This window comes from Galbibacter kalidii, assembly GCF_026241135.1.
Lineage (GTDB): Bacteria > Bacteroidota > Bacteroidia > Flavobacteriales > Flavobacteriaceae > Galbibacter.
This window is the reverse complement of sequence record NZ_JAPFGA010000005.1, coordinates 201,508-225,011: the sequence shown is the minus strand read 5'-3', so window position 1 is coordinate 225,011 and position 23,504 is coordinate 201,508. Positions and strand designations below refer to the sequence as shown.

The following is a 23,504-nucleotide window of genomic DNA, read 5'->3' as shown; positions in this document are numbered from 1 at the left end:
ACTCTAAAAATTTAAATTATTATAGTCCTAAGCGTAACCCCAGTTGGATGGTCATAAATTGAGGCATAAGCCCCAGATCGGCTCCTTGTCCAAAAATAGACGATGTGGCACTAAACTCAGGATCGTAACCTAGGTAATCTGTCAGGGTAAATAAATTATTACCACTGGCATAAAGTTTCATGTACTTAATATGGTTTAAGTCTACATCAACATCATAAGACACTACAAGTGTTTTTAACCTTAAGTAGGAGCCATCTTCTATCCATCTGCTGGAAAAAGAAGCATTCCCCAAAGGATCGCCCCAAGTTGCTTTTGGGATTGAAGTTTGTTGCCCTTCAGCCACCCAACGGTTTTTTACAGCATAACTCTGGTTTTCATAACCGCTCATTTGCTCTAAATTACGGCGTACACCATTGTAGAGGTCGTTTCCAACTGAAAAGTTGAACAAACCTGAAATACTCAATCGTTTATAACTGAATTTAGCACTAAAGCTTCCTGTAAAATCCGGATTGGGATTACCTATAACTTTGCGGTCGTTTTCATCAATTATTTTATCGCCATTTAGGTCTTCAAAAATAATATCACCACCTCCAAATGGCATTAAACTTCCATTTTCCATACGACGTAACAAGCCAGCCGCATCAGCTTCAGCAGTTGTGCTGTAAACACCCTTGGCTTGATGACCGTAAAATAAATTAGCATCTTGCCCTTCTTGGGTTATGTAGGTAGCACCTCCAAACTCTGTCAATATTCGATCGTCTGGAATACTTCGGATTTCATTTTTATATCTTGCTATATTAACGCCCAGGTCAAAACTTATATCAGCTGTGTTTAGCAGCCTGCCGTTAACACCAAAATCGTAACCGTGGGTTATCATACTACCACTATTAGACACTACATAATCAAAACCACTTATTGAATTTGTAGACGCATATGTAATCATATCTGTAGTTTTGTTTTGGTAAACATCAAAAGTAGCATTGAGGCGCTCGTTAAATAAGGCTATATCGATTCCTAAATTATATTTGATAACATCTTCCCATTTTAATTCCGGATTCCCGATGTTATCCCTGACCAAACCTTGGAGGCCCAATAGATTTTGAGATACATAAAGTTGCTGTGCTGTATAGTTGCCTATATCATCATTGCCACTTACTCCAATACTAGCTCTTAGTTTAAATAAATCTATATTGGATGCATCCTTCATAAAATCTTCAGAGGACAGTAACCAAGCTCCCGATAACGATCCCAAGCCTGAAAAACCAATTTTTTCCCCAAAACGGCTGGAACCATCATAGGCTGAGTTAAGTGTTAAGTAGTACTTGTTTAGGTAGTTGTATTCTGCACTCAAATATCCATTAATCCATTTCCACTCTCCTATAGCACCTCCGACAATTCTTAAAAGGTTGCTTCCGGAACCAACAGTGGTAAAGTCATCTGTAGCAGAGTTAAAGCCTAAACCAAGATCACTCTCAGACTCGTTTGTTTGTGTACGTAGGCCAAGACGTACATCAAAATTATGTTTGTAATCTAAACTGCTCTTGCTATAATTTAAATATGCATCAGTAAACAGCGAATAATAACGTTGTGTTTCACTACCACTACGGTTATTTGCAATTGCTGTAGGCAGTGTAATATCTGCAATACCAAAATCCGGAATAAAAAACCGCTCACGCTCCTTATTATAAGTCAATCCTCCTATAAGGTTTGCTGTAAAGGAATCACTAAAACTATATTTAAAATTCAAATTTCCGCTAAAACGGTAATTTTTGTTTATCCCTATACCGTTTTCAATAATAGCAATAGGGTTTCCTATATTAAAAATATCGACGTCTGATAAATTAGGGGATACCTGACCACTGCTGTTTATAGCATTTGTGTGAGTGAAAGGGGATTTGGTGAGTGCCAGATACATAGGACTGGTCTTATATGCGAGCCCTTGGTTGTATTGGTTCTCTTCGTTATAAATAAAAGAGAGGTTAGTATTTACCAAAAGTTTTTCACTAAGACGTAAAGCAGCATTAAGTCGTGTATTATATCGCTTTAAGCCTGAATCACCTATAACTCCCTCACTATTAAGGTACCCCACAGAAAGACCGAATTTAGCAATATCATCCCCACCTCTGACTTTTAAATAGTAGTTTTGGTTGGTACTGCTTTTAAATACTTGGTCTTGCCAATCTGTATTGTTGTGGTACTGATAGAAAGATTCACCTAGACGGCTATCATTCATCCAGGGCATATTGGCAATTTGCTCTTGGCTATCCCCCCGGGTAGCCAATAATTGTGATAAATAAATCCTGTGTTGTGCCGCATTCAATAATGGCAATTGTTGCGGATCTTCATTGATACCACCATACATGGTAAAATCAATTTTTGTACTTAATTCAACTGGACGTGTAGTAGTAATTATGATTACACCATTGCCCCCTTTTGTACCATAAAGGGAAGATCCGTCTTTTAAAACTGTAATATCTTCTATATCTTTTACGTCTATCATAGATAGAGGGGAAGAACTGTTATATTGAAGAATACCTGAACCGTAATCTTCTTCATCATAGACCATCCCATCAACTACTATTAATGGTTTGTTGGTTGCATAAAGCGAGTTAAAACCCCTTATTGTTAAATAAGCCCCGGCTCCGGGAACACCGGAATTCCGAACACTATTAAGGCCGGCCATACGGCCTTGTAAAAAGGGCGCTATTGATTGATTAACAGGATTTCCCCATTGATCTTCCTCTAAATTTGTAACCTTAACTGCATTTGGTGTGGTATATTGTAATTGCTCTTTACCGGGCAGCGTAGCAGTTTGATAAAATTGAGAATAATTCTCTTCAAAAAGGCATATTTCAATACCGCTTTCTCTATTATTTAAAGGGAAAACCTTAGTTTGATAGCCTTCACCACTTACTGTAAGTAGTACATTTAAATGTGGGACATTTATAGAAAAATTCCCGTCGTCTTCTGATATTGCCGCAGAAAAATCCTTTACAGAAATATTAATCCCTGAAATCCCTTCACTTGTCTTAGCACTTTTAATTAGTCCTTTAACTTCTATACCCTTATTGGATTGAGAATTTATCGAGGTAGAATCTGAAACATTTTGAGCATATAGATTCGAACCGGCACTACCGATTAGCAGTATGCAAAATAGACCGGTTAGTTGTAATATTTTGAACATAATAGTTGGTTTAAAAGACATTTATTTAATAACTGGAACTAGTTTCAAGTAATCCAAGGTTAACGTATTATCGCCATTACTACCCGTGTTGGCAGCAATGAGCGATATTAGATCCAGGTCGCCTGATTCTTCCAGGGTAAATTCTCCTATAAAAATTTCGTCATAGACATCTGGCCCTACATCAGTATAATCCAATGTGGCAATAGGATCGACAACCTCTCCTTCTAAGTCAAAAGTTCCTCCAAAGCGCAAACGCTGTTCAAATGTATTTTCCTGAATATCGTTAATCGCCCTCCAGTATACTTCATACGTTGTGCTGTACAGGTCCCTTGTATTGTAATAAATTGCAAATTCCGGCTCACCGTGATTTTGAACCATGATATCATAAAAAAGAATACCATTTAAATCTTCTTTTTCCCTGTAATAAGTATTGCCCCGTTTATCACCATGACTAAAGCCTTCCGGATCTTCACCTTCAATTTGTGTAGTGAGCAATCTTGTTTCAAGGGGTACATCCAAAGTACTCATAACGTAAACAACACCATTACTTAAATGTACTTCTTCTACAATATTATCGGTATCAATAGGTACTTTAACCCCAAAGCGCGACTCAAGGGTGTCAGGAAGGTTTTCACGGGCTATGGCCTTATGAAAAACATAATCCCTTGCTGTAAAATAACTAGTATAGGTTGTAGTGGAATCTTCATTGCTCTTTATTAAATAAGGTTTTAGTTTTTCAACTTCTGCATCGTAGCCATCATCTTCCAATAAGAAAAAGGTGTACTTATTTTTCTCATTGTTAAGGTTAAGAACATTTTTTAAATATGAATTAGATAATGAATCTGCATATAAACCGGGTTCTGACTTAGCCCTGACCTTAGCTGTACTATCTGATTGGTAAATATTGAATTCATCAAGGGACAACAGATAGGAACTCATTTTATTACCTGCGTTACTTTTTAGATATTCCCAAACATTCTGTTGTGGCACCAATGCCTTATCTATAACATGGTATAATCCATTTGAAGCATATTGATCTGTCGTAATCACATTAGCATCAAATATTACAGCACCGTTTTTAAATTCTAAATACTTATTGGAAAGCATTTGCACGGTAACTGTATCTTGTTCTGAAACGGATGAAAAAGCCGTTAATGTTATATGGTTTTGTACAAACAGCTTTTTACTTTTCATGTCACTAAGCGCCTCTTGAGGCACGGATGCAAGAGCTTCATTGGTCGGAGGCCAAACCGTATAGGTCTTTGAACCTGACAATATGCGATCGTAACCGGTTTCTTCAAGTAGTTTTCCAAACTCCGTGGTTTGAGAGTCATTTGTTAAACGATCACCTAAAGTTTGTTCGATGTTTTCATCGGAATTTGCGGAATGATCGTCCCACGGATTTGAACATGAAACTACAGTCAGAAGGGTCATACCTGCCAACATCGCTTTCGAATATTTGTTTATTGATATCATCATCCTTGATGGAATATGTTTAATATTTGGTTTCATCTCTTAATATTTATCGTTTTTTCAAAGGACAGGTGCCTGCCTGTCGGCAGACAGGAAATTCACATTTATTCTTCTCCTTCATAGATAAGTCCGTCCCCTCCAGCTTCAAATTTTGGATATAATTGATCCATATCGATAGGCCTAAACTCTATAACATCTATCCAGCTATTACCTCCGGAACCTGTTAACGACTCTAGCCTAATCTTATGTCTTCCTGTTGTTTCAACAGTTATAACACCTAGTAATTTTGAGTTGTATCTAGTTGTGTAAGGCGTAATGTGGCGTTTATACCCTTGAGATTCTAAAACACGTTCAGGGGTCTGACTATCACCCCACTCCGTAAAGTCAAATAATCTTGCTAAGGGTTCATCGTTAAAATATGTACGGACTGAACTCGGCGCTTTACCATTTCTACGATAAGATATCCAAACTTTGTATTGGCCTTTAATAATTACCGGTGTTGTAAATTCTATGTTGTTTATATACGAATCGCGTAAACGAAGTATGTCAAATACGTCACCGTGCCATGCAGGTCGGCTAGAACTACTAAGATCAAAGCATTCATAAGTAACACTAGGGCTTCCTTCCCATGTAACATCGGCCAGTTCATCATCTGATAGAGATGCAGACATCCCCGGAACCCCATAGACTGAACTCAACTGCCTGAACTCTGGTTGATCACTCGGTTCAAAATAAACGGGTGCCGGTAATCGTTTCTTAATAAAAAAGTTGTCTTTAACGAAGTGAACAACCCCATTAGAGGCAGTTACGTCACTAGGAGGTCTGTTTATTTCAACTCCTTTTTCAAATACACCATTAAAAGTTTCTTCATTAATCAAGAGGGAATCTGAAGCAAGTTTGATACTTATTACTTCAAGTGGTGCTTTTGTAAGCATTGTGGGTGTTACAGCCAAATCGGCTAAATAATTTAATCCCGGCAATATACGGTAAGCTACATATAGGTTTAAACTGTCTTCCGGATTAGTGGGCTCATTTAAATGGCTATAACGTGCCTTTAATTCTTCAAAATTATTAAAACCGGCTTTCATAAAGACTTCGTCTGTTTGTGCTATAACACTTAAATGACTGGAAACACTATCCTGGTCATAAGTAACAGGTTGATTTAATTTATCATACCATCCGGTTGCTTTTATCGCTTCTGTAAAAATGGAAAGCGAGGCATCACTTTCTATGGTTTCTGTCAGGGTTTTTACTGCAACCCTTAATGTTTTGTCTATTACATGTATAATACCATTGCCCACTTCTATATTAGACTGGGTTATTAAAGCTTCTTTGTTTACTGTAATACTGGAACCTTCACTAGTGTTTGTTGCACCGGTAATTATGAATTGTCCTTGCATACTGGGAGTGGCTATTTTTCCATCTGTAAACGATCTGGTTTCAAATTTTTCAGCCAGGATATGTAATTTTGCCAATTCTTGTAAATCTTCTAACGGAACGTCCTTAAGTGAGCTTACGCCTATGTCTGTCATGTAGTTGTCAACAGCCCCATTTGTAGGCAAAAACAAAGTGTAAGTGCCATACGTATTCATAAATTCAGAATACCCTGTAATATCTAAAATTTCAAGAAATAACGAGTATTGGTCTGTATTGTCCTTTAGATATTCAGTAATATTTAAGGTTTCATCTGTAGACTCTTTATATGTTTCCGGGGAACAATTATTAAAAATCACAACTGCCAAAAGAGTCAAAAACATAAGTCTCAATAAACCGGATAATTTGAATATTTTTCTCATGACTTAATTTTTTATTTGTAAAATGGGTTTTGCTCAAGAGCTTTATTGGTATACAGCTCATATTCATTTATTGGAAGGTAATGGCTGTTAGGATCCTGAAGTTTTGCAAGAATACTTTGTTGCTGATTGGGAGGAGCACTTTGAAGCGCTACACCTAATATAATATCAATATTGGCATAATTATCTTTACGGGCATTGCGCAAAACATCGAACCAACGTTTTCCTTCAAACGCCAATTCCCTTGCCCTTTCTGCAAGGATATACAGCCGTACCCCATTTTTTTCATTGCCGGATACTGGTTCTTCGGTTAATTCGATAGCTTCCCTGGACTCGCGTATTTGGTTTACTATTACTAAAGCTTCATCTCCCCTGTCCAATTCGTTAAGTGCTTCTGCCTTCATTAAAAGCACGTCTGCATAACGGTAAATGAACCAATGTGTGTCAGATTCTTCTAATGACTTTCGGTTATCTTCATTAAGTCCTGTAAACTTGTAGATTTCATTAGTCCCCGGTACCAATGAAGCCCGTTCTCCACGAATATCCTTATTTTCAGGATCATTAAAATCAATCCCGAACACTTGATCCAAAACTGAGGCTTCAGCTATAAACTGAGGCCGTTGTAAAAAGATAGAATAGAATGGTCCCCTGTTTTCCGGAGTATATTGCAACTCGAAAATACTTTCTGTTGAATTTCCTCTTGCAAAAACAGTAGTAAACCATTGAGGGCTGGCATCTATGAGGCTATATTTACCGGTATTGATTACTTTGTTTGCTGCTTCAAGTGCTGCAGTATAATCTTCCATCCATAAATACAGGTCTGTTTGCATGGCATTTATGGTACTTTTTGTAACTCGCCCTTTGTTATGGGGTATAGACCCATAATCTTCAACAGCATGGCTTTCTGCTTCTAATAAATCTGTAGCTACCTGCTCAAAAATTAGGGCTTGGGGCGAGGTAGGGATTTGAAAGTTATCTTCATCAGATAATGTGGCATCCAACTTTAAAGGTACATCCCTAAAGGTACGTGCCAGTGTAAAATACAGATAGGCACGGATGGCCAAAGCTTCAGAAAGGTAATTGTTTAGCTGTTGTTGTGTAAATGTAGGATCCAAGTTCAAAACATCGGGAGCTAGATCGATAACCGTATTACAATAGTTGATAACACGGTAAAAAGCCCTCCAACTTGTTACCCCATTAGATGATAGTATATTGGTGGTTATTATATCTCTTTGATCATTACTTGAAAAAGTACCGGGTGAAACCATTCCACCCCTAAGCTCACCATACATAAACAGGTATTCCGGAAGAGTTAAATCTGATTCAGTAGGAGGTGTATTCAGTAGTGCTGAGTAAATGCCTGTAACAGCAGCATGTACATCCTCTTTGGTTTTCCAGAACTCCTCACGGATAGTACCATCTTCTGGTTTTAGATCTAGATAATTGTCGCAAGACTGTGTTAGTAAAGCAACGATTAAGACTAGTTTAAATATTATTTTAGTTTTCATAATTCTAATTTTTTTAAAATCTAATTTGTAAACCTAAAGAGAAACGACGGGTAGGCGGTGTACGCGAATAATCTATTGCAATACCAAACGGATCTCCACTGCGCATATTTACTTCCGGATCCTGTCCACGATACTTTGTGAAAGTTGCAAGATTATCGACTGTAATGTAAGCGTTTACATCATCCAGCTTTAAACTTTTCAAAAGACTTTTGCTAAAATTATAGCGGAATGTAACCGATCTAAGCCTTAAAAATGATGCATCTTCTACATAGCGGCTAGAACCCAACCAGTTGTATCCGCCCCTGTATATTGCCCTGGGCATATCTGTTTGATCCCCCGGATTTCTCCATCTGGACAATACAGCTTTACTTTGGTTGTCAAAACCATACATATTGGTAGTTAACATGTCTGTCCCGTTTATAATATCGTAATCTATACGATAGGTAAAGAACACTAGCAATTTAAACTGGTCGTTATAGGTTATCGTCGATCCAAAACCACCGGTGAATTTTGGGTTACTATTACCTAAATAAACTACATCGCGACTGTCTATGTTTCCATCTTTATTAACGTCTTCATACATCGCATCACCGGGTTGGAAAGTATAATCTGTATTTGGATAATTAAACCGCATATAAACAACCTCACCACTAGGCCCGGTAATTATATTACCATTTTCATCACGTGCCTGTGTGGATTCTAAGTCAGGGTATACCCCCAAAAACTTATAACCATAGAAAGAACCAAATGGGTTGTCAACTTGCAAAAAGCGTTTGTATTCCCCATTTCGATCAACATTTCCATTTTCATTTGGATAAAATTCTGAAATTTCACGTATAATGTTTTCGTTGCTGGAAATGTTAAAGTTGAAGTCTACTTTCCACTTTTCAGACCTGAACGGCGTTGTATTCAGTCCTATTTCCCAACCCTGATTATCTAAAACCCCGACATTTTTATCAGATAGTTCAGAATAACCTGAAATTGTTGTTAAATCAATGTTTCTGAAAAGAAGGTCTTCGGTACGGTTCTGATAAAGATCGACATCAAGCATAAAACGTTGCCTAAACATTCGAAGGTTAAAACCTAAGTTTTTCCCCGTAAGTGTTTCCCAACGTAGATTGCTTAACAGAATGTTTTGGGGATACACCCCGTTTGAACCTAAATATTCGGTGTTATAGTTGCTATAAATATTAAAATAGCGATAATCGTAACGCGGTGCTCTACCTGATTTTCCGTAACTGGCGCGAATACTGAAATCATCTATAAAATCGTATTGTTCCATAAACTTTTCGCTGGATACCCTCCAACGGGTAGAAATAGAAGGAAACAGTGCATAACGGTTTTCCGGACCAAATTTGGAGTTACCATCGGCTCTCAAACCTACATTAATTAGATAGCGGTCTAAAAATCCATATTGTGCATTGATCAATGCAGCTGCACTCCTTGATTGACTATTATTTGTATACAGCCTTAATCCCGAATTTTGGGTTCTAGAAGGAACAGAAGGATCAGTCAATAGATAAGAAGCTGTATTTGAGGTAAGTGCTTGATGGGATTCGTATGTGTAATCATTGGTCTGAAACGATAGAATTGATTGTAAACTATGTTTATTGCCTAAATCAGGTGTATAAACAAAATTTGTTTTAGAGGTTATACTTGTCGCATCTATATCGGCATCAGAAGCGCGGTTTACAACTGTTTCTGTAAAAGGCCTACCGGTAGCATTTTGTGGTAAAAATGATTTGACTTTTGTACTGTTAAAATCAAACTGAAGGTCGAATGTGGAAATTAACCGGTTTGGGATTAAATCAATTTTTAAATTAAAGTGCGGCACAATACGCTCCCCTATTTGATTGTTTGTAGCAAATTCGGCCATGGCAACCGGGTTATAGGTACTGGAGTATGACCCTTGAATGTTTTCGGCCGGTGAAAAATAATTAGGTGTAAGATTGCCCATTTCATCATATTCATAAACACTCATATTAGGCATTTTTGTATAAGCAATACTTCTTAAACGATCCCTGTCTCTTGTGCCAAAGGTGTTTACATAATTCCTGTCAGTATTAGAATGTGTATAAGAGATATCCGTTCTAAACCGGATACGGTCTGATACTACATAATCCAAGTTTAACCTACCATTGATACGTTCATAACCGGTCCCTTTGGTCACCCCCCGTGAGTTATAATAACCTACAGAGGTAAAATAACGTGCTTTTTCACCACCTCCTTGTAAAGAAAGGTTGTGTTCTCCGGTAACACCTGTTTGTGAAATAGCCTCTACCCAATCGGTATTATTACTATAATTTTTGTAATAGTAAACTTCTTGTGGGTCGTACATAAACTCTTTAACATCAAGTGTGTTTAGTGGAGTTCCTGTTCGATTCATATAGGCTTCCGGAATCAATTGTGAATATTGATCTCCGGTCAGCATGGGTATCGCATTTGGAAGTTTAGAAAAAGTTCCTCTAAAAGTATAGCTGATTTTGGGTTTTCCTACAGCCCCCCTTTTGGTATTAATAATCAGAACCCCGGCGGCTGCACGAGCTCCCCACATAGCAGTAGCAGCAGCATCCTTTAATATAGTAATACTTTCAATATCTGATGGTGCAATGTTTAATAAGGCTGCATAACCTTGTTCGTCTGCCGTACCAAAGTTAAAATCTTCCGGAATGGATGTTTCATAGGGCATACCATCTACTACTATAAGCGGGTTTGACGACCCAGTAATGGAAGAAGTTCCTCTAATACGTATTTGCATGCCGGCACCCGGATCTCCGGAATTAGCCACAATATCAACCCCGGGCACTCTTCCTTGAAGTGCTTCATCTATAGAGGCTGCTTGAGTGGTTTCCACATCTTGGGCTTTAACGGTTACGGCACTGGTGGTTAAATTACGTTCGGCTATGCCCATCAACCCATCATCTGTTGATTTTTCTGCCATAATTACAACTTCATCCAGGTCTTCAACAGAAGAAACCATTTTCACGTCGATATCTTCTTGGTTATTAATAGGTATGGTTTGTGTCGTGTAGCCTATAAATGAAATAACCAATCTATTGTTAGGGTTTTTTATGCGAATAGCGTAATTCCCATCAAAGTCGGTTGTAACACCGGTTACAGTCCTGTTTTCTGCATCCTGTTCTATTACGGTTGCCCCGGGAATTGGTTCGTTGGTCCCTGCATCGATCACTAACCCTCTTACAACTCCACCAGATGTTTGGGCCGATATGTTGAAAGAAGTTAAGATTGTCAATACAGTAAATAAACAAAGTAATTTGGTATTAATATGTTTCATTTTATTCGGTGTATAAAAGATAGTTGTCTACTAAGTGTATAAGAGAGCGATCGGCAAGGTGGTTGCTTTGTTCAGGAATATAAACAGCTTCCCTTTGTGATTCACCAACAAAACTAAGTGCTCCGGGTGCTGAGATTACAGAAACATAAGTTTCATCACCTAACTCTGTTTTACGTAAAGTTTCTGTTAAACCGGTTATCAATCCATCATCAGAGGCTGTACGGGTAGCTAGGATATGGTATTTAATAAAATTTGCTACTTGCCCTTGTTCCAAGGTCGATTCTAATGTAAAATTGGGTTCCCCTGTTAATGGATCACCGGGAAGCATTCCGTCCATAACAGCTTGACTAATGGCATCGTTATTTGGTATAACAAATGTGTAGAATGTTCCTAATTCTACACCGTCAATAGCACCGGAATCATCATCATACATACCGGAGCTCCTTAAGAACTCAAAGAAATAAAGAAATTGAGAATCTGGTTCTGAAGCAAGTTGGGACAAGTCAACTCCTTGGAATTCTTCACTAAACTCCAAAATGTTATCAATATAGTAGGTACGTCCGTTTTGTCGATCTTCGTACCCTAAAATATTCACACGATTTTCCAACACTTCGTTTCCTGCGGCAAACACTTGGTTATTTTCCCATTTGATATATTCACCGGGAAGGGTAAAATCACCTGAACGGATGATACCGGATCCGGATAAGTCATTTAATTCGAGGTCTGGTGTAGAAATAATACTGTTATACAAAACCCTTAACAAACGGGATCTTGCTAAAGTACCCCGCACGGTATTTCCGGTTTCGGGAGAGGTATATACCCATTCGGAACGATCTATATCGTAATCATACCCTAAGTCCATTAAAACTTCGTCTGAAGGAAGAAACAATGTATAATTGTTGTAAATATTGCTTATAATCTCACGAAACCCTGATCCGTCATTAAAAAGACGTGTAGCTAAGGTAAATGCCGGATCCAAGTAAGCAGAAGTATAAACACTGTAAAATAAATTGGAAGCCTGTATTTTGCTTGTTCCAAAAAAGAATCCGTTACTTAAAATTTCAGCTTCTATAACGTCAGTTCCCATATCTATCCGGATATCCTCTTCCAAAGCATTGCTGTAACCTCCGGCTTTAGAAGGCCAAACAGCATTCGGAACCATATGGGCATTAAAAAAGTCTTCGAATACATATTTGGGCAATTTATCCAAAGAAGGATAATTTTTTAACAGAACCTCATCTACAAATGTCTGAAAGGCAGCATTTTCCGGAACAATTAAAGTATAAGCATCTATTTGCCCATCGTTATCTTCTTCCTTTAGGTAGTTTTCGTTATTAGGAGAGAATGACAACGCCGGATCATAAACTTTAACATAAACTTCATCTGACTTTTTAGTGAAATTTTGATAGGTAGTCGTAGCCTCTTCATCAAAAACATAATTGACCAAATTGGCTTCCAACATATCCCTAAAGAGACTGTAATCAGGGCTTTCTTCAAGCTTTTGATCTAAATTTATTGGTGGGAGGGATACTTTGTCAACTTCGTGAATGATCCCGTTTTCAGCTACAATGTCTGCTTGAACGGTTTCGGCTCCTAGCACATTAAACCCTGTATAGGCTGAGTTAGGGAAAAAATAGTTGTAATCAGAACTCCCGACCCCTAAAGCAGCCATATATTCTTCCGTAAAATAAGTAATGTACTTGTTGTTGTTGTCTCCTGAAATATAGGGATCGCCTCCAAGAGAATTATTGCGGTTTGACCCCACAATAACCATGGGACTACCGTTTATGTTTTTGGTTTGAAAACCATCGTAATAAGCGGTTCTTCTTCTAAAGGCCAAATCTTCTACCCAACCAATAATAGACTGATAATCTGAAAGTCTTTCTGTACGGAAGGCATTGTATATAAGTGCATATTTCACAATTTTGGAAGCCGTTAGGGAATCGACACTCGACGCATCTGAAATTCCTTGTTCTTGAAAGAATTGGGTAAATGCTTCATCATTTGGTGCCATCATGGTCCAATAACCGGCTTTTCCCAGTATATCTTTATATCCTGATTTGTCGATGAGGGTAATTAAGTTGGTAAAATTGCCCCTTGCATCTAACTGTTGATAAATAGGAGCCTCAAGATCGTCAGGTCTCGAATAATATTCTTCAACTTCATCATTACTACAACTGGCCGTAAAAAAAATCAATGGCAGGAAAAGTAAATAGTAGCTTATCTTTTTCTTCATTATATTAGATTTAGTATTTTTTTTAACATAATTTTTTGATAAAATTAACATAACAAAAATGAGACTCTATCCTGCCGCATCCTGTTTTATTGAATTATTTACATTTTTTTCAAATATTTGTTGATGAAATAAAAGTAAAGCGCCATAATTTTTATCAAAATAACTTTTAGTGGCATTAGAGGTGTCTTTGACGTAAATACCGGCACCTAATGGCAATCCATTGTCAACTGTTACCCTACCGGATATTTCTTCCGTTTGCCCATAACAAATGCTTGTAAGCATCAGAATGAGCAACAAACTGCATTTAAAAATATATTTGTCTTTCATAAAATAATGGTGTTGGTTAAATTAATCAGTTAGTTTATCTGTTTATCTCTGTTTCTATTCTCCTACATCGCTAATAGAATTTGAAACGGGTTCATAAAATTCTATCTCGATAATTCGCAACTTTCCGGTAGTCCTGTCTCTGGACTTTAATCCGGCCTGATCCACTTTTCCGGTAATCTCTATTATGTTGATGTTGTCGCTATCCTGGGCACGACCAACCAATTCTACGCGAACTCTTTTTCCTGTAGTTGGTGGAAAAGTAAAGGTGACATAACCTAAGCTAAGCGGACTCATCCCATGATATACTTCCTTATCGTCTACATAAATTTTTAACGGGTAGCTTCTTCTTCTCCAACCGGCAAATTTGATAACCGCTTGATTGATATCAGCTTCCCGTTCCAGTTCATATTCAATTACAGCATTTTTATTGCCTTCGTTACGCCATTCGGTAAACTCATTGTCATCATAACTTTTATCAACATCAGATACATGGGTTACTGTTTCTGCTCCCACTATTTTAATCGGTGTTCTGCTTACTTGATATGATGGAATTGTCGGGGTAGGTCCTTTCTCCAAATTGGATGGCAGCTCGTCATCGGGCATTACTTCTGATAGTTTCTGAATATCTGTTTCAATCGTTTTAATGCCTATTTCATCACTTTTAAGTCCTTCAGAAGTAGCTTTCACCTTGATCTCCCCTACTTTTTCCGTAGACCTTACAAAAATGCGGTTAACACCTGCTTCCACCGGAAGTGATTCTGCTCCTACATAATTATCAGGCCCTTGTGCTATCCCACCTATAAAAACCCCTTCACCTTCAACATCAAAATCGATCATATTTAATGCCGTTGGACAACGGTTTCCGTCTTTGTCTACAACTTCAACCTGTACAATAGTCAGATCACTGCCATCGGCCAACATTCCTCCGGGTCTTTCGACGGACGTTAGCTTAACACCATAAGGCGCCCCTGAAGTTGTTTTTCCTGTTTCACAAACGACCTCTCCTTCTTTGTCATAGCCTACGGATTTAATACTTCCCGGCTTAAACGCTACATCTTTGAATGTAAACAGGAAGCGTTTGCTTTGTTCTCCTTTGCCAAGGCTTTCATTATTGACAAACAGTTCAACCTCATCTGCAGTAGAAACTACTGTGATATCTTTGACAACCCCGGCTTCATAATTCCAATGACCTATAATGTGTATATTGGGCGTATCGGTATCTACCCATCCATCCCAAATCACTTTATGGGCAAAATAATTTTCCTTCGGAATCCGCATCGGGTCCACTTCCCCACTTCTACGGTAATTTTCTTCTCCCCTGTGATGAGTATTGGTATCACTAAATATAATATTAACTCCTCCGGAACTTACCCGCTCTCCGGTACCGGGTCTCATTTCCCAGTAATCAAACCAACGAACCACGTCCTCAATCGCATGGGAATCCTGATTTCTATTATAGATTGATGCATCCTCTCCTTTGTATAATGGTCCATCGCCATCTTTATGGTACGGGGGCGTAAATTCGTCCCAATACTTACGTAGCCCTTCATCCCTGCTGTATTCCATAGCCCAAAACGGGATGTCGGCACTCTTGTTGATGTAAAGCATTTCGCCTCCATATTCAGCAACTTCACTATCCAGCATCTCCCTGCTACCAATGGCTCGTCCGCCATTTGAATCGTATTGATTCCGAATTTCCCGCATTTCGCTCATATGTTCTTCGGAAATACTTTCATTCCCACATTCATAGAAAAGGATACTCGGATTGTTCCGGTTATAGATGATGGCGTCTCTCATCACCTCTTTTCGTTGTTCCCATCTGCGGCCTTTTACATCCCCTTCAGAATCTCCCGCGGGCATGGCTTGTATCAAGCCCACCCTGTCACACGACTCAATATCTTGTTTCCATGGAGTGATGTGCATCCAGCGAACCAGATTCGCACTACTCTCAATCATCAATTTGTTACTGTAATCGCTCAACCATGCCGGAACAGACATCCCTACTGCCGGCCATTCATTACTTGTACGCTGGGCATATCCTTTCATCATTATTACACGATCGTTGAGCCATATCATTCCGTCTTGAAATTTGGTTTTTCTAAACCCGGTGCGGATTTCCACCCTATCTACAAGCTTATCATCTATCAAAAGTTCTGAATACACATTGTAGAGGTAGCCATATCCCCAACTCCAAAAATTTAGATTTTCTACCGAAGAAGAAGCCGTTAAGTCCATGATAACATCCGGATCCATCGTATATGTTTCCCCGGGAAAAGAACTTACTGTGTTCCCTTCCATATCCTCTATACTGATCCTTAACTGTGCGTCAACAGATTTTGAGGATTCGTTTTTAACCTGAGAGGAAACATTCACTGTCGCCTTTTTTTCTTTTATATTGATATCTGAGGCATATACATAGGTTCCCGTGGTTCCCAATGCTGAATACAATGGCAGGGTTTGATATACCTTAGGCGTAATATGCAGAAAAACATTTTTGGGGATGCCACCGTAGTTCACATTGAAGTTTCTGTCGCTCCACTGAAACCCCGACCCGCTACTTTTTTCCTTATAACCCCAATCATTATCTGTTTTTACAGCAATTATATTTTCATGAGGATAAGGTTTCACATGGGGGGTTAAATCAAAACCAAAAGCCATTACCCCGTTTTCACTTCTACCTACAAATTTCCCATTCACATATACTTCTCCCATCTGCCGTACGCCTTCAAATTCTATAAAAACCTTTTCTTCGGTAACCCCTTCAGGTAATTGAAAGGTTTTTCGGTACCAGGCTATCCCGGTTGATAGGTCTCTTATATCCAATTTAAATGCCTCTGATTGGTTCCAAGCATAAGGAAGGTTTATATCTGTCCAACCAGTATCATTGTAATCGACGGATTTTGCTTCTGCCACATCCCCTATATGCAATTTCCAGCCATGGTTAAAATTAAACTTGTCCCTCTTGTTTTCCCCATCAGGAAAAGAAAAAGAACATCCATATATTAAGAATGCTAGTCCACAAATGATTAAATATAATTTTTTGATTTTCATTTATTAATTTTTAAATGTTTGTTACTTGATAAGATCTTATTGAGGATCATTTAATGCTTTCAAATTTAATTTCTATCCTTTCTTTTTGGTTATCAATAGCTGCTAATGTTTATCATAGTTTGACATGGCAGGATATGATATGTTTTGGCAGGATATGACAACAATGCCCAAGACCTTGTCTCTGTGGAAACAAAAAAGCTGCCTTAAAAAGACAGCTTTTTTTAGTTTTATATACCCCTTGAGGGTTCAGAACCCTCAAGGGGTCGGCTCTTATTATTGACCAATTGCACTTTTCCTAATCCCCAATACCAAACCTCTCAGTTCAGCCAATCCCCTTAACCTTCCTATGGCGGAATAACCGGGATTGGTTATTTTATCTGCCAATGTATTGACTTTATCTAAATTCCGGCCTAAAATGGCTACTTTGGCTCCCTTCGAGGCCAAAGCCCTGGTTATGGTTGAACTCAAAACTCCCGTTCCACCGGTTACAACTATTACTTTGTCTTTTACTCCTTTGAACATTATTTATAGCTTTAATTTTTATGTTTTTCAAAAGTAATTTTCCATTCTTTTTCGGCATTATCAATCATTGCCAATCTTTACAAAATAGCTGGATTAATCGTTTTGTTCATTACTTTCCCCAATAAAAAAGTCTGGATGTGGAGGTTGATTATAAGCAACATTTTGCCAAGCTATACTTAAACGGTATTGCGGATTGTGCATTAACGTATATAAGCAGTGATTGGTATAAAACACAGTTGAATATAGACGAAGGGATTGATTGTCTTTAGACCTAAAAATAACCTCTTCCCTCCAATCTCCAATAATATCCGCACTAAGTGCCGGTGTGGCTTTTGTACCATTATTGGAAGTAGCTCCTTCAGCAACCAACATTTTTTTTACTTTTTCATCTTTATAATTCCATTTATAAATGGTGTTCTTATCTAAAAGCTCCCTAAGCAAATCCCCATCCCACCAAATAGCAAAATTCATAGGTAACCTCTCATTCGATATTTTTTCACCTGAAGCATTATGCAAACCACCTACAGCTCCCCACATTTCGTTTCCTTCATAACGCGGATCTACATTTGCAGATAGACCTCTACCAACATCTCCTCTTGCTTTAACACCCCACAGCGTTTCACCGGTATTCGCGTCTCTTAACCAAAGACCATGACCTCTATAACTACTTCTGTCTTCTTGAGCCGTCCAGATCTCAAGCCCTTCTCTTTTCGGAACCAAATCCCCAACATGCATAGCATCTCCATGACCCAAACCGGATGAATATAATCCAGTCCCGTCATCGTCAATAGTCATGGCTCCATAAACAACTTCATCTTTACCATCGTTATCAACATCTGCTATAGCCAACTGATGGTTCCCTTGACCTGCATAAGCTTCATTCCCTTTATCGTTACTATCAAATTTCCAACGTTGATGCAGTTTCCCGTTTTTAAAATCCCAGGCTACCAACACACTGCGTGTATAGTAACCTCGTGCCATTATTAAACTAGGCTTTTTTCCATTAAAATAACCTACACCAGCTAAAAAACGATCTACTCTATTACCATAACCATCTCCCCAAATTTCTTTCAGCTGTCTTGCATCAGGGTTTTTTATTTTCGGATGCCTTGACGGTATATAGTCAACCGTTGATAAAGCTACACCTGATTTACCCTCAAAAATACTGAGATACTCTTCACCTTTTAAGATTCTTCCCTCTTTATTTCTATAATCAAGTTTAGGATCACCTATTGCATTTCCTTCTCCATCTATAGTACCGTCGGCTGTTTTACATGCAACTTCGGCAAAACCGTCCCCATCAAAATCATACGCAATAAACTGTGTATAATGAGCCCCAGCTCTAATATTTTTACCCAAATCTATTCGCCATAATCGGGTCCCGTCAAACTCATATGCATCCAGAAAAACATTTCCGGTATAACCTTCGTGGGAATTATCTTTAGCATTGGTAGGATTCCATTTTAATATTATTTCATACTGTCCGTCCCCATCCAAATCTGCTACACTACAATCATTGGCTGTATATGAATATTCAACCCCATCGGGGGTTTTACCACCCAGTGGTTGTTGAATGGGTATTTCCAAATACGGTTTACTCCAAACCTTTACCGCTTTGGAATTTGTAACCCTGTCATTTTCTATAGCCTCAATTCTGTAGGTAGTATCTTCTTTGGTTTTATCAATAAAATTTGTAACATTAGCAATAGGTTCCTCGTTAAGTTTTTTTGTCCCCCTGTAAATATTGAACTTTGTGTTTTCTGAGTCGGTACCTAAAAGTCTCCAGCTAATAAAAACTTCTTCTTTATCCTTTCTTATAGCAACTGTCCCGCGATCTAAATCTTCCATCAACCTTTGAGCACCGCCTGAAAAACCATAAAGGGCGACGATAAAGAATGCTAAGATATTTCTAATCATTATTTGATTTTTTTTCATAGTGTGGTAATTATGTAAAACGTTAAAAAATAAGTTTTAGGTAGTTTCTATTTGTTTGAATTTTATCTTTCCCAAAAGTAAGCTGTAAAGCTCTTCACCACATTATCAATCATTGCCAATCTTTATCAAAAACTGTCATTCTACGGTATAGTTATACAAAATCAGACCTTTTAACGAAATTGTTATCAGACAATTTTACCTTTTACATATTGGGAAGGACTGCAACCAAAACGCTTGGAAAACGTTCGGGAAAAATTAGATGGTTCAGAATATCCAACCTTATATGCTACTTGGGATACATTCATATCTGAATTCAAAAGCAGGTTTTCTGCGTGATCCATACGAACCCGGGTGATATATTCGTGAACGGTGCTACCACTCACGGCTTTTAGTTTTCTGTACAATTGCCGTTGACTTATTCCCAGAGTTTCAGCCAACTTTTCAGCATTAAAATCTATAACTTCCATACCTTCTTTTATGCGCTCAGTAACTTTTTTGAGAAAAACGGTATCCAGATCGGTAGTTTCCTGTTGAAGTTGATCTATTGAAGTTATTTTGGAAAGTCGCTGTTCCAAAAGCATCCTGTTTTCAAGCACACTGTGAACCTGAGCCTTTAAAATCCCTACGTTAAACGGTTTTGTTACATAGGCTTCCGCTCCATACTTATAGCCTTTAATCTGATTTTCATCAGAATCTTTTGCCGTAAGAAGGATAACCGGAATATGACTGGTTGCTTCCTTTGTTTTAATACTTTTACAAAGGTCTGTCCCTTCCATAATGGGCATCATGATATCAGAAATAATTAAATCCGGGATATTACTTACGGCCGACTCCAATCCCTTTTTTCCATTGTACTCCTGAAGTATAGAAAACTCATTGCTTAACTCTTTGCTTAGGTAGGTCTGTACATCGGGGTTGTCTTCCACAATAAGAACAGTTGGTTTATTCGCCTTATTGACCACCTTCTTTTCATCTTCATTAAAATAGTGTTTGTAGGTAGCTTCCTGTTGAATTTTACTAAGGGTTTCTTTTTTGCCTTCTATATATGGAAGCTTAATGGATACCTTGGTTCCGATATTTGGAAGACTATCTATCGATATTTTTCCTTTTAATAACTGAATAAGGTTTTTGGTGAAAGACAATCCTATTCCCGAGGAGTTCCCGTGAAAAGGCCTCGAACCTACATTATTAAACGGTTTAAATATCTTTTTTAGTGCCTTTGCTTCTATCCCTACACCATTGTCTATAATCCCTATTTTCAGATAGGTCTTTTTTGAATTCAGTTTTGCTGATAAGACTACTTTTCCACCATTTGAGGTATATTTAAAAGCATTGGACAGTACGTTCATTATAATCTGTTCGGTTTTTTCCAGATCGAGGTAACAATATAAGGGCTCGTCATCCACTTTAAGATCAAATTGAATGTCTCTCTTTATGGCGATAAACTTAAACGATCTATAACAAGCCCGTACCAATTCATTAAAATCCCATGAAGTAGGATGTGATTTCAGTTTTCCTTTTTCCGACTTACGGAAATCCAATATCTGATTAATAAGTCGCGATAAGTTTTTAACATTCCTATTGATGATGGAAAAATAGATTTCCCTGTCATCCTGCTTTAAATCCCCACTCTGAAGTCGGTATAAAGGATCGGAAATCAAACTCAAAGGAGTTTTTAGTTCATGGGAAACGCTGGTGAAGAATTCCAGTTTTTCTTTTTTCAGCTCTTCATGTTTTTCAGCATTCATCCGCTCCATTTTGATTTCGTTCTTTAAACGTTCCCTAGAGAGTATTTCCCGGAGTATCAAATACAAAACACCCAAAAGAAATACCACATAAACAACAATGGCTAAAGGCGTAGCATACCACGGGGAAAGAATATTTACCCCCAATGTTACCACAGAGGTTCCTGATCCATTTGGGAAAACGGGTCTGGCTTTAAAAGTATATGTCCCCGGGGGCACTTTGTTATAGGCCACTTTACTCCCAAAAACTTGATTCCAAGTATCTTCGTGCCCTTCCAGCATATATTCAAATATCCCTTCTCCATCATCGATATAATCAAGTAAGGATAACTCTATAGCAAAGTTCCGGTTTTGGTAATCGAGCTCTATCGATTTGGTTAGCAGCAAGGATTTAGTCAATATTGGCTTGTTCTTGATCTTTTTCATCGGAACTACCTTTTCGTTGGATACATAAAGTGATTTTAACACCAGCTTATCATGGTTTGAAACCGCTTTTATCCTTTGCGGATCAAAGGATACATATCCGTTTTTAGCGCCAAAATAAATCTTGCCATTTGTCGTGTCTTTATACAAAGCCCTTTCCATAAATGTCCATGAGCTTACCTGATCCTTTATATGATAATTTGAAATTTTTCCTGTCCCGGCTTCAATCACAGTGATTCCCCTTTTGTGTGACACCCATATATTTCCATCGTTATCACCTGTTATAGCCGAAATATAAATGTTAGGCATATCGGGAATTAGAGGTGTTTTGTTAATCTGAACGGAAGTTCCTTTTGTTTTTATATTGTTGAGTCCTTCACTGCTTCCCATCCAAATAGCACCTGTTTTATCCTGATGTAAAGCATAAATCATATCTCCGGAGATTTCATGCATCCCTGTTTGAGAAGTATTAATTAATGATCTGTCTGAAATGTCACCTTTAGTATTGAACATCAACCGAACAATACCATTACCCTCTGTTGCTAACCATAATTGATTATCGTCAACAACCAATATATCCATGATACTTTTATCGTTAACTTCTTTCGATAGATTAAAGAACTTAATGCTATAATCTGTTAAACTGATTCTGGCCAGTCCATTATACAAGCCTATCCAAACAGTATTTTCTCTGGACGATTTTATGGCATAAACAGACCAAATCTCTAAATCAGGATGCAATTTCCTCGATATATAGGTCTTACTTTCATTGGTTTCTGCGTTGTAATACTCAAGCCCTCTTACACCGCCTATCCATATCCCTCCTTTACTGTCCATTAGCAAGGTGCGCACCTCTGTGATTTCACTATTCGAGCTATAAAACGGATGATCTTTTACCAATCCATTATTGTTGTAAATCAGTATTCCTTCGTTTGTACCCAACCAAATTTTATCATCCACTTTAAGAATAGCCCTTACGGATGCCAATTTGGTTTTCTCATTTTCCCTACTGTATCCATAATACAATTCGAAGGGATTTCTGTTGGTATTTACTTTATAAATATCCCCACCACGGGTTCCCAACCAAAGTATCTGTTCGTCATCAATAAAAAAAGTGGTAATATAATCGTCCAACAATCCACCGGGGCGGTTCATATTTGCCGTGTATTGATAGGTTTTTCCGCTCTTTATATCCCTTTCCCTTAGATGATGGGATGACAGATAATACTCTTTTCCGTTTAGATTGTTATTTCGGTTCAGCTTGTTGGAATCATTACCTAATTTAGTTATAACAATTTCAGGAACCAGATCATCATTTACAATCTTAAAATTGTTCAGACTATAATTGTATTTTACATATTTCCAATCGAAAGTGAGCAACCAAAGACCGTATTCTTTATCAGAAATGATATTACGGATACGATTGTTGGGCAGTGAGGTGTTGTCGTTGGAATCGTGATAATAAAAATCGAAGGTTTTCCCGTCATACCGGTATGCTCCGTTCCAACTCCCAAACCACATATATCCGGTAGAATCTTTGGCTATACCATGAATAGGCGTAACCGGGTTTATCTTTTCCCCTGTTACCTTTTCAAAAAAAAGATCCTGTGCGCTGCATACCCCACAAGACAACAGCACAACAAACAAGTATAGCATATAAGGTAGTCTAAGCACCTTGTCAGCTTCAATCATCTTTTTATGAACATTCTTCTTCAATTTAACATACTTATGTTATAAATTAACTACCAACACCCTATTATTAATAATAATAATGATTTTAAGTCAAAATATTATTAGATTATGATATATTAGAATTTAATTCATTATATACTTAGATCCTTCATGGCAATTACCTTAAAATTATGTTCAGACATATATTTCAAAAGTTCCGACAGTAATGTCTTAGTAAGGTAGAATACCCTGGGTTATAAGATCCTAAACGCCATGAAAAGTAAGCATTATATCCCTTCATGCTGTCCTGTTCTATCCTGAGGGGAAAGATTAATTAAGAA

Annotated in this window: 11 protein-coding genes; all 11 read right to left on the bottom strand. The window is 37.9% G+C overall.

From position 1 onward, the window contains the following. Nucleotides 1–19: 19 nt before the first annotated feature. The 11 genes from OOZ15_RS07725 to OOZ15_RS07675 all read right to left on the bottom strand — a co-directional run bounded on the left by OOZ15_RS07725 (nt 20) and on the right by OOZ15_RS07675 (nt 23,184). Nucleotides 20–3,184, bottom strand: a complete 3,165-nt coding sequence (locus OOZ15_RS07725) for a SusC/RagA family TonB-linked outer membrane protein (RefSeq protein WP_265955564.1) — start codon at nt 3,182–3,184, stop codon at nt 20–22. Between the two features lie 21 nt (nt 3,185–3,205). Beyond that, the gene (locus tag OOZ15_RS07720; protein ID WP_265955562.1) at nt 3,206–4,663 is read right to left on the bottom strand and encodes a fasciclin domain-containing protein; all 1,458 of its coding nucleotides are present in this window, start codon (nt 4,661–4,663) and stop codon (nt 3,206–3,208) included. A gap of 98 nt (nt 4,664–4,761) precedes the next feature. Continuing rightward, nucleotides 4,762–6,453: a fasciclin domain-containing protein gene (locus tag OOZ15_RS07715; protein WP_265955560.1), complete on the bottom strand. Its 1,692-nt coding sequence runs from the start codon at nt 6,451–6,453 to the stop codon at nt 4,762–4,764. 11 nt (nt 6,454–6,464) lie between these two features. Beyond that, nucleotides 6,465–7,958 carry a RagB/SusD family nutrient uptake outer membrane protein gene (locus tag OOZ15_RS07710; RefSeq protein WP_265955558.1) on the bottom strand — a complete coding sequence of 498 codons (1,494 nt, stop codon included), beginning with the start codon at nt 7,956–7,958 and terminating at the stop codon, nt 6,465–6,467. A gap of 13 nt (nt 7,959–7,971) precedes the next feature. Then, a complete protein-coding gene (locus OOZ15_RS07705; RefSeq protein WP_265955557.1) occupies nt 7,972–11,253 on the bottom strand; it encodes a SusC/RagA family TonB-linked outer membrane protein in 3,282 nt (1,093 codons plus the stop codon). A gap of 1 nt (nt 11,254) precedes the next feature. After that, nucleotides 11,255–13,489, bottom strand: coding sequence for a fasciclin domain-containing protein (locus OOZ15_RS07700; RefSeq protein WP_265955556.1), 2,235 nt, complete (start codon nt 13,487–13,489; stop codon nt 11,255–11,257). Nucleotides 13,490–13,555: 66 nt separating this feature from the next. Continuing rightward, nucleotides 13,556–13,816, bottom strand: coding sequence for a hypothetical protein (locus OOZ15_RS07695; protein ID WP_265955554.1), 261 nt, complete (start codon nt 13,814–13,816; stop codon nt 13,556–13,558). 54 nt (nt 13,817–13,870) lie between these two features. Continuing rightward, entirely contained in the window at nt 13,871–16,867 is a 2,997-nt protein-coding gene (locus OOZ15_RS07690; RefSeq protein WP_265955552.1) for a glycoside hydrolase family 2 protein, read from the bottom strand. Nucleotides 16,868–17,140: 273 nt separating this feature from the next. Then, entirely contained in the window at nt 17,141–17,389 is a 249-nt protein-coding gene (locus OOZ15_RS07685) for an SDR family NAD(P)-dependent oxidoreductase (RefSeq protein ID WP_265955550.1), read from the bottom strand. A gap of 93 nt (nt 17,390–17,482) precedes the next feature. Next, a complete protein-coding gene (locus tag OOZ15_RS07680) occupies nt 17,483–19,306 on the bottom strand; it encodes a rhamnogalacturonan lyase (RefSeq protein WP_265955548.1) in 1,824 nt (607 codons plus the stop codon). Nucleotides 19,307–19,509: 203 nt separating this feature from the next. After that, on the bottom strand, nt 19,510–23,184 hold the full coding sequence (locus OOZ15_RS07675) for a hybrid sensor histidine kinase/response regulator transcription factor (RefSeq protein WP_265955546.1): 3,675 nt from the start codon (nt 23,182–23,184) through the stop codon (nt 19,510–19,512). Nucleotides 23,185–23,504 lie beyond the last annotated feature (320 nt).

What these genes read in the sequence shown, in the direction of transcription:
- OOZ15_RS07700 (WP_265955556.1), bottom strand. Translation starts at nt 13,489, where the DNA reads ATGAAGAAAAAGATAAGCTACTATTTACTTTTCCTGCCATTGATTTTT.
- OOZ15_RS07695 (WP_265955554.1), bottom strand. Translation starts at nt 13,816, where the DNA reads ATGAAAGACAAATATATTTTTAAATGCAGTTTGTTGCTCATTCTGATG.
- OOZ15_RS07705 (WP_265955557.1), bottom strand. Translation starts at nt 11,253, where the DNA reads ATGAAACATATTAATACCAAATTACTTTGTTTATTTACTGTATTGACA.
- OOZ15_RS07710 (WP_265955558.1), bottom strand. Translation starts at nt 7,958, where the DNA reads ATGAAAACTAAAATAATATTTAAACTAGTCTTAATCGTTGCTTTACTA.
- OOZ15_RS07690 (WP_265955552.1), bottom strand. Translation starts at nt 16,867, where the DNA reads ATGAAAATCAAAAAATTATATTTAATCATTTGTGGACTAGCATTCTTA.
- OOZ15_RS07685 (WP_265955550.1), bottom strand. Translation starts at nt 17,389, where the DNA reads ATGTTCAAAGGAGTAAAAGACAAAGTAATAGTTGTAACCGGTGGAACG.
- OOZ15_RS07675 (WP_265955546.1), bottom strand. Translation starts at nt 23,184, where the DNA reads ATGATTGAAGCTGACAAGGTGCTTAGACTACCTTATATGCTATACTTG.
- OOZ15_RS07725 (WP_265955564.1), bottom strand. Translation starts at nt 3,184, where the DNA reads ATGTTCAAAATATTACAACTAACCGGTCTATTTTGCATACTGCTAATC.
- OOZ15_RS07680 (WP_265955548.1), bottom strand. Translation starts at nt 19,306, where the DNA reads ATGATTAGAAATATCTTAGCATTCTTTATCGTCGCCCTTTATGGTTTT.
- OOZ15_RS07720 (WP_265955562.1), bottom strand. Translation starts at nt 4,663, where the DNA reads ATGATGATATCAATAAACAAATATTCGAAAGCGATGTTGGCAGGTATG.
- OOZ15_RS07715 (WP_265955560.1), bottom strand. Translation starts at nt 6,453, where the DNA reads ATGAGAAAAATATTCAAATTATCCGGTTTATTGAGACTTATGTTTTTG.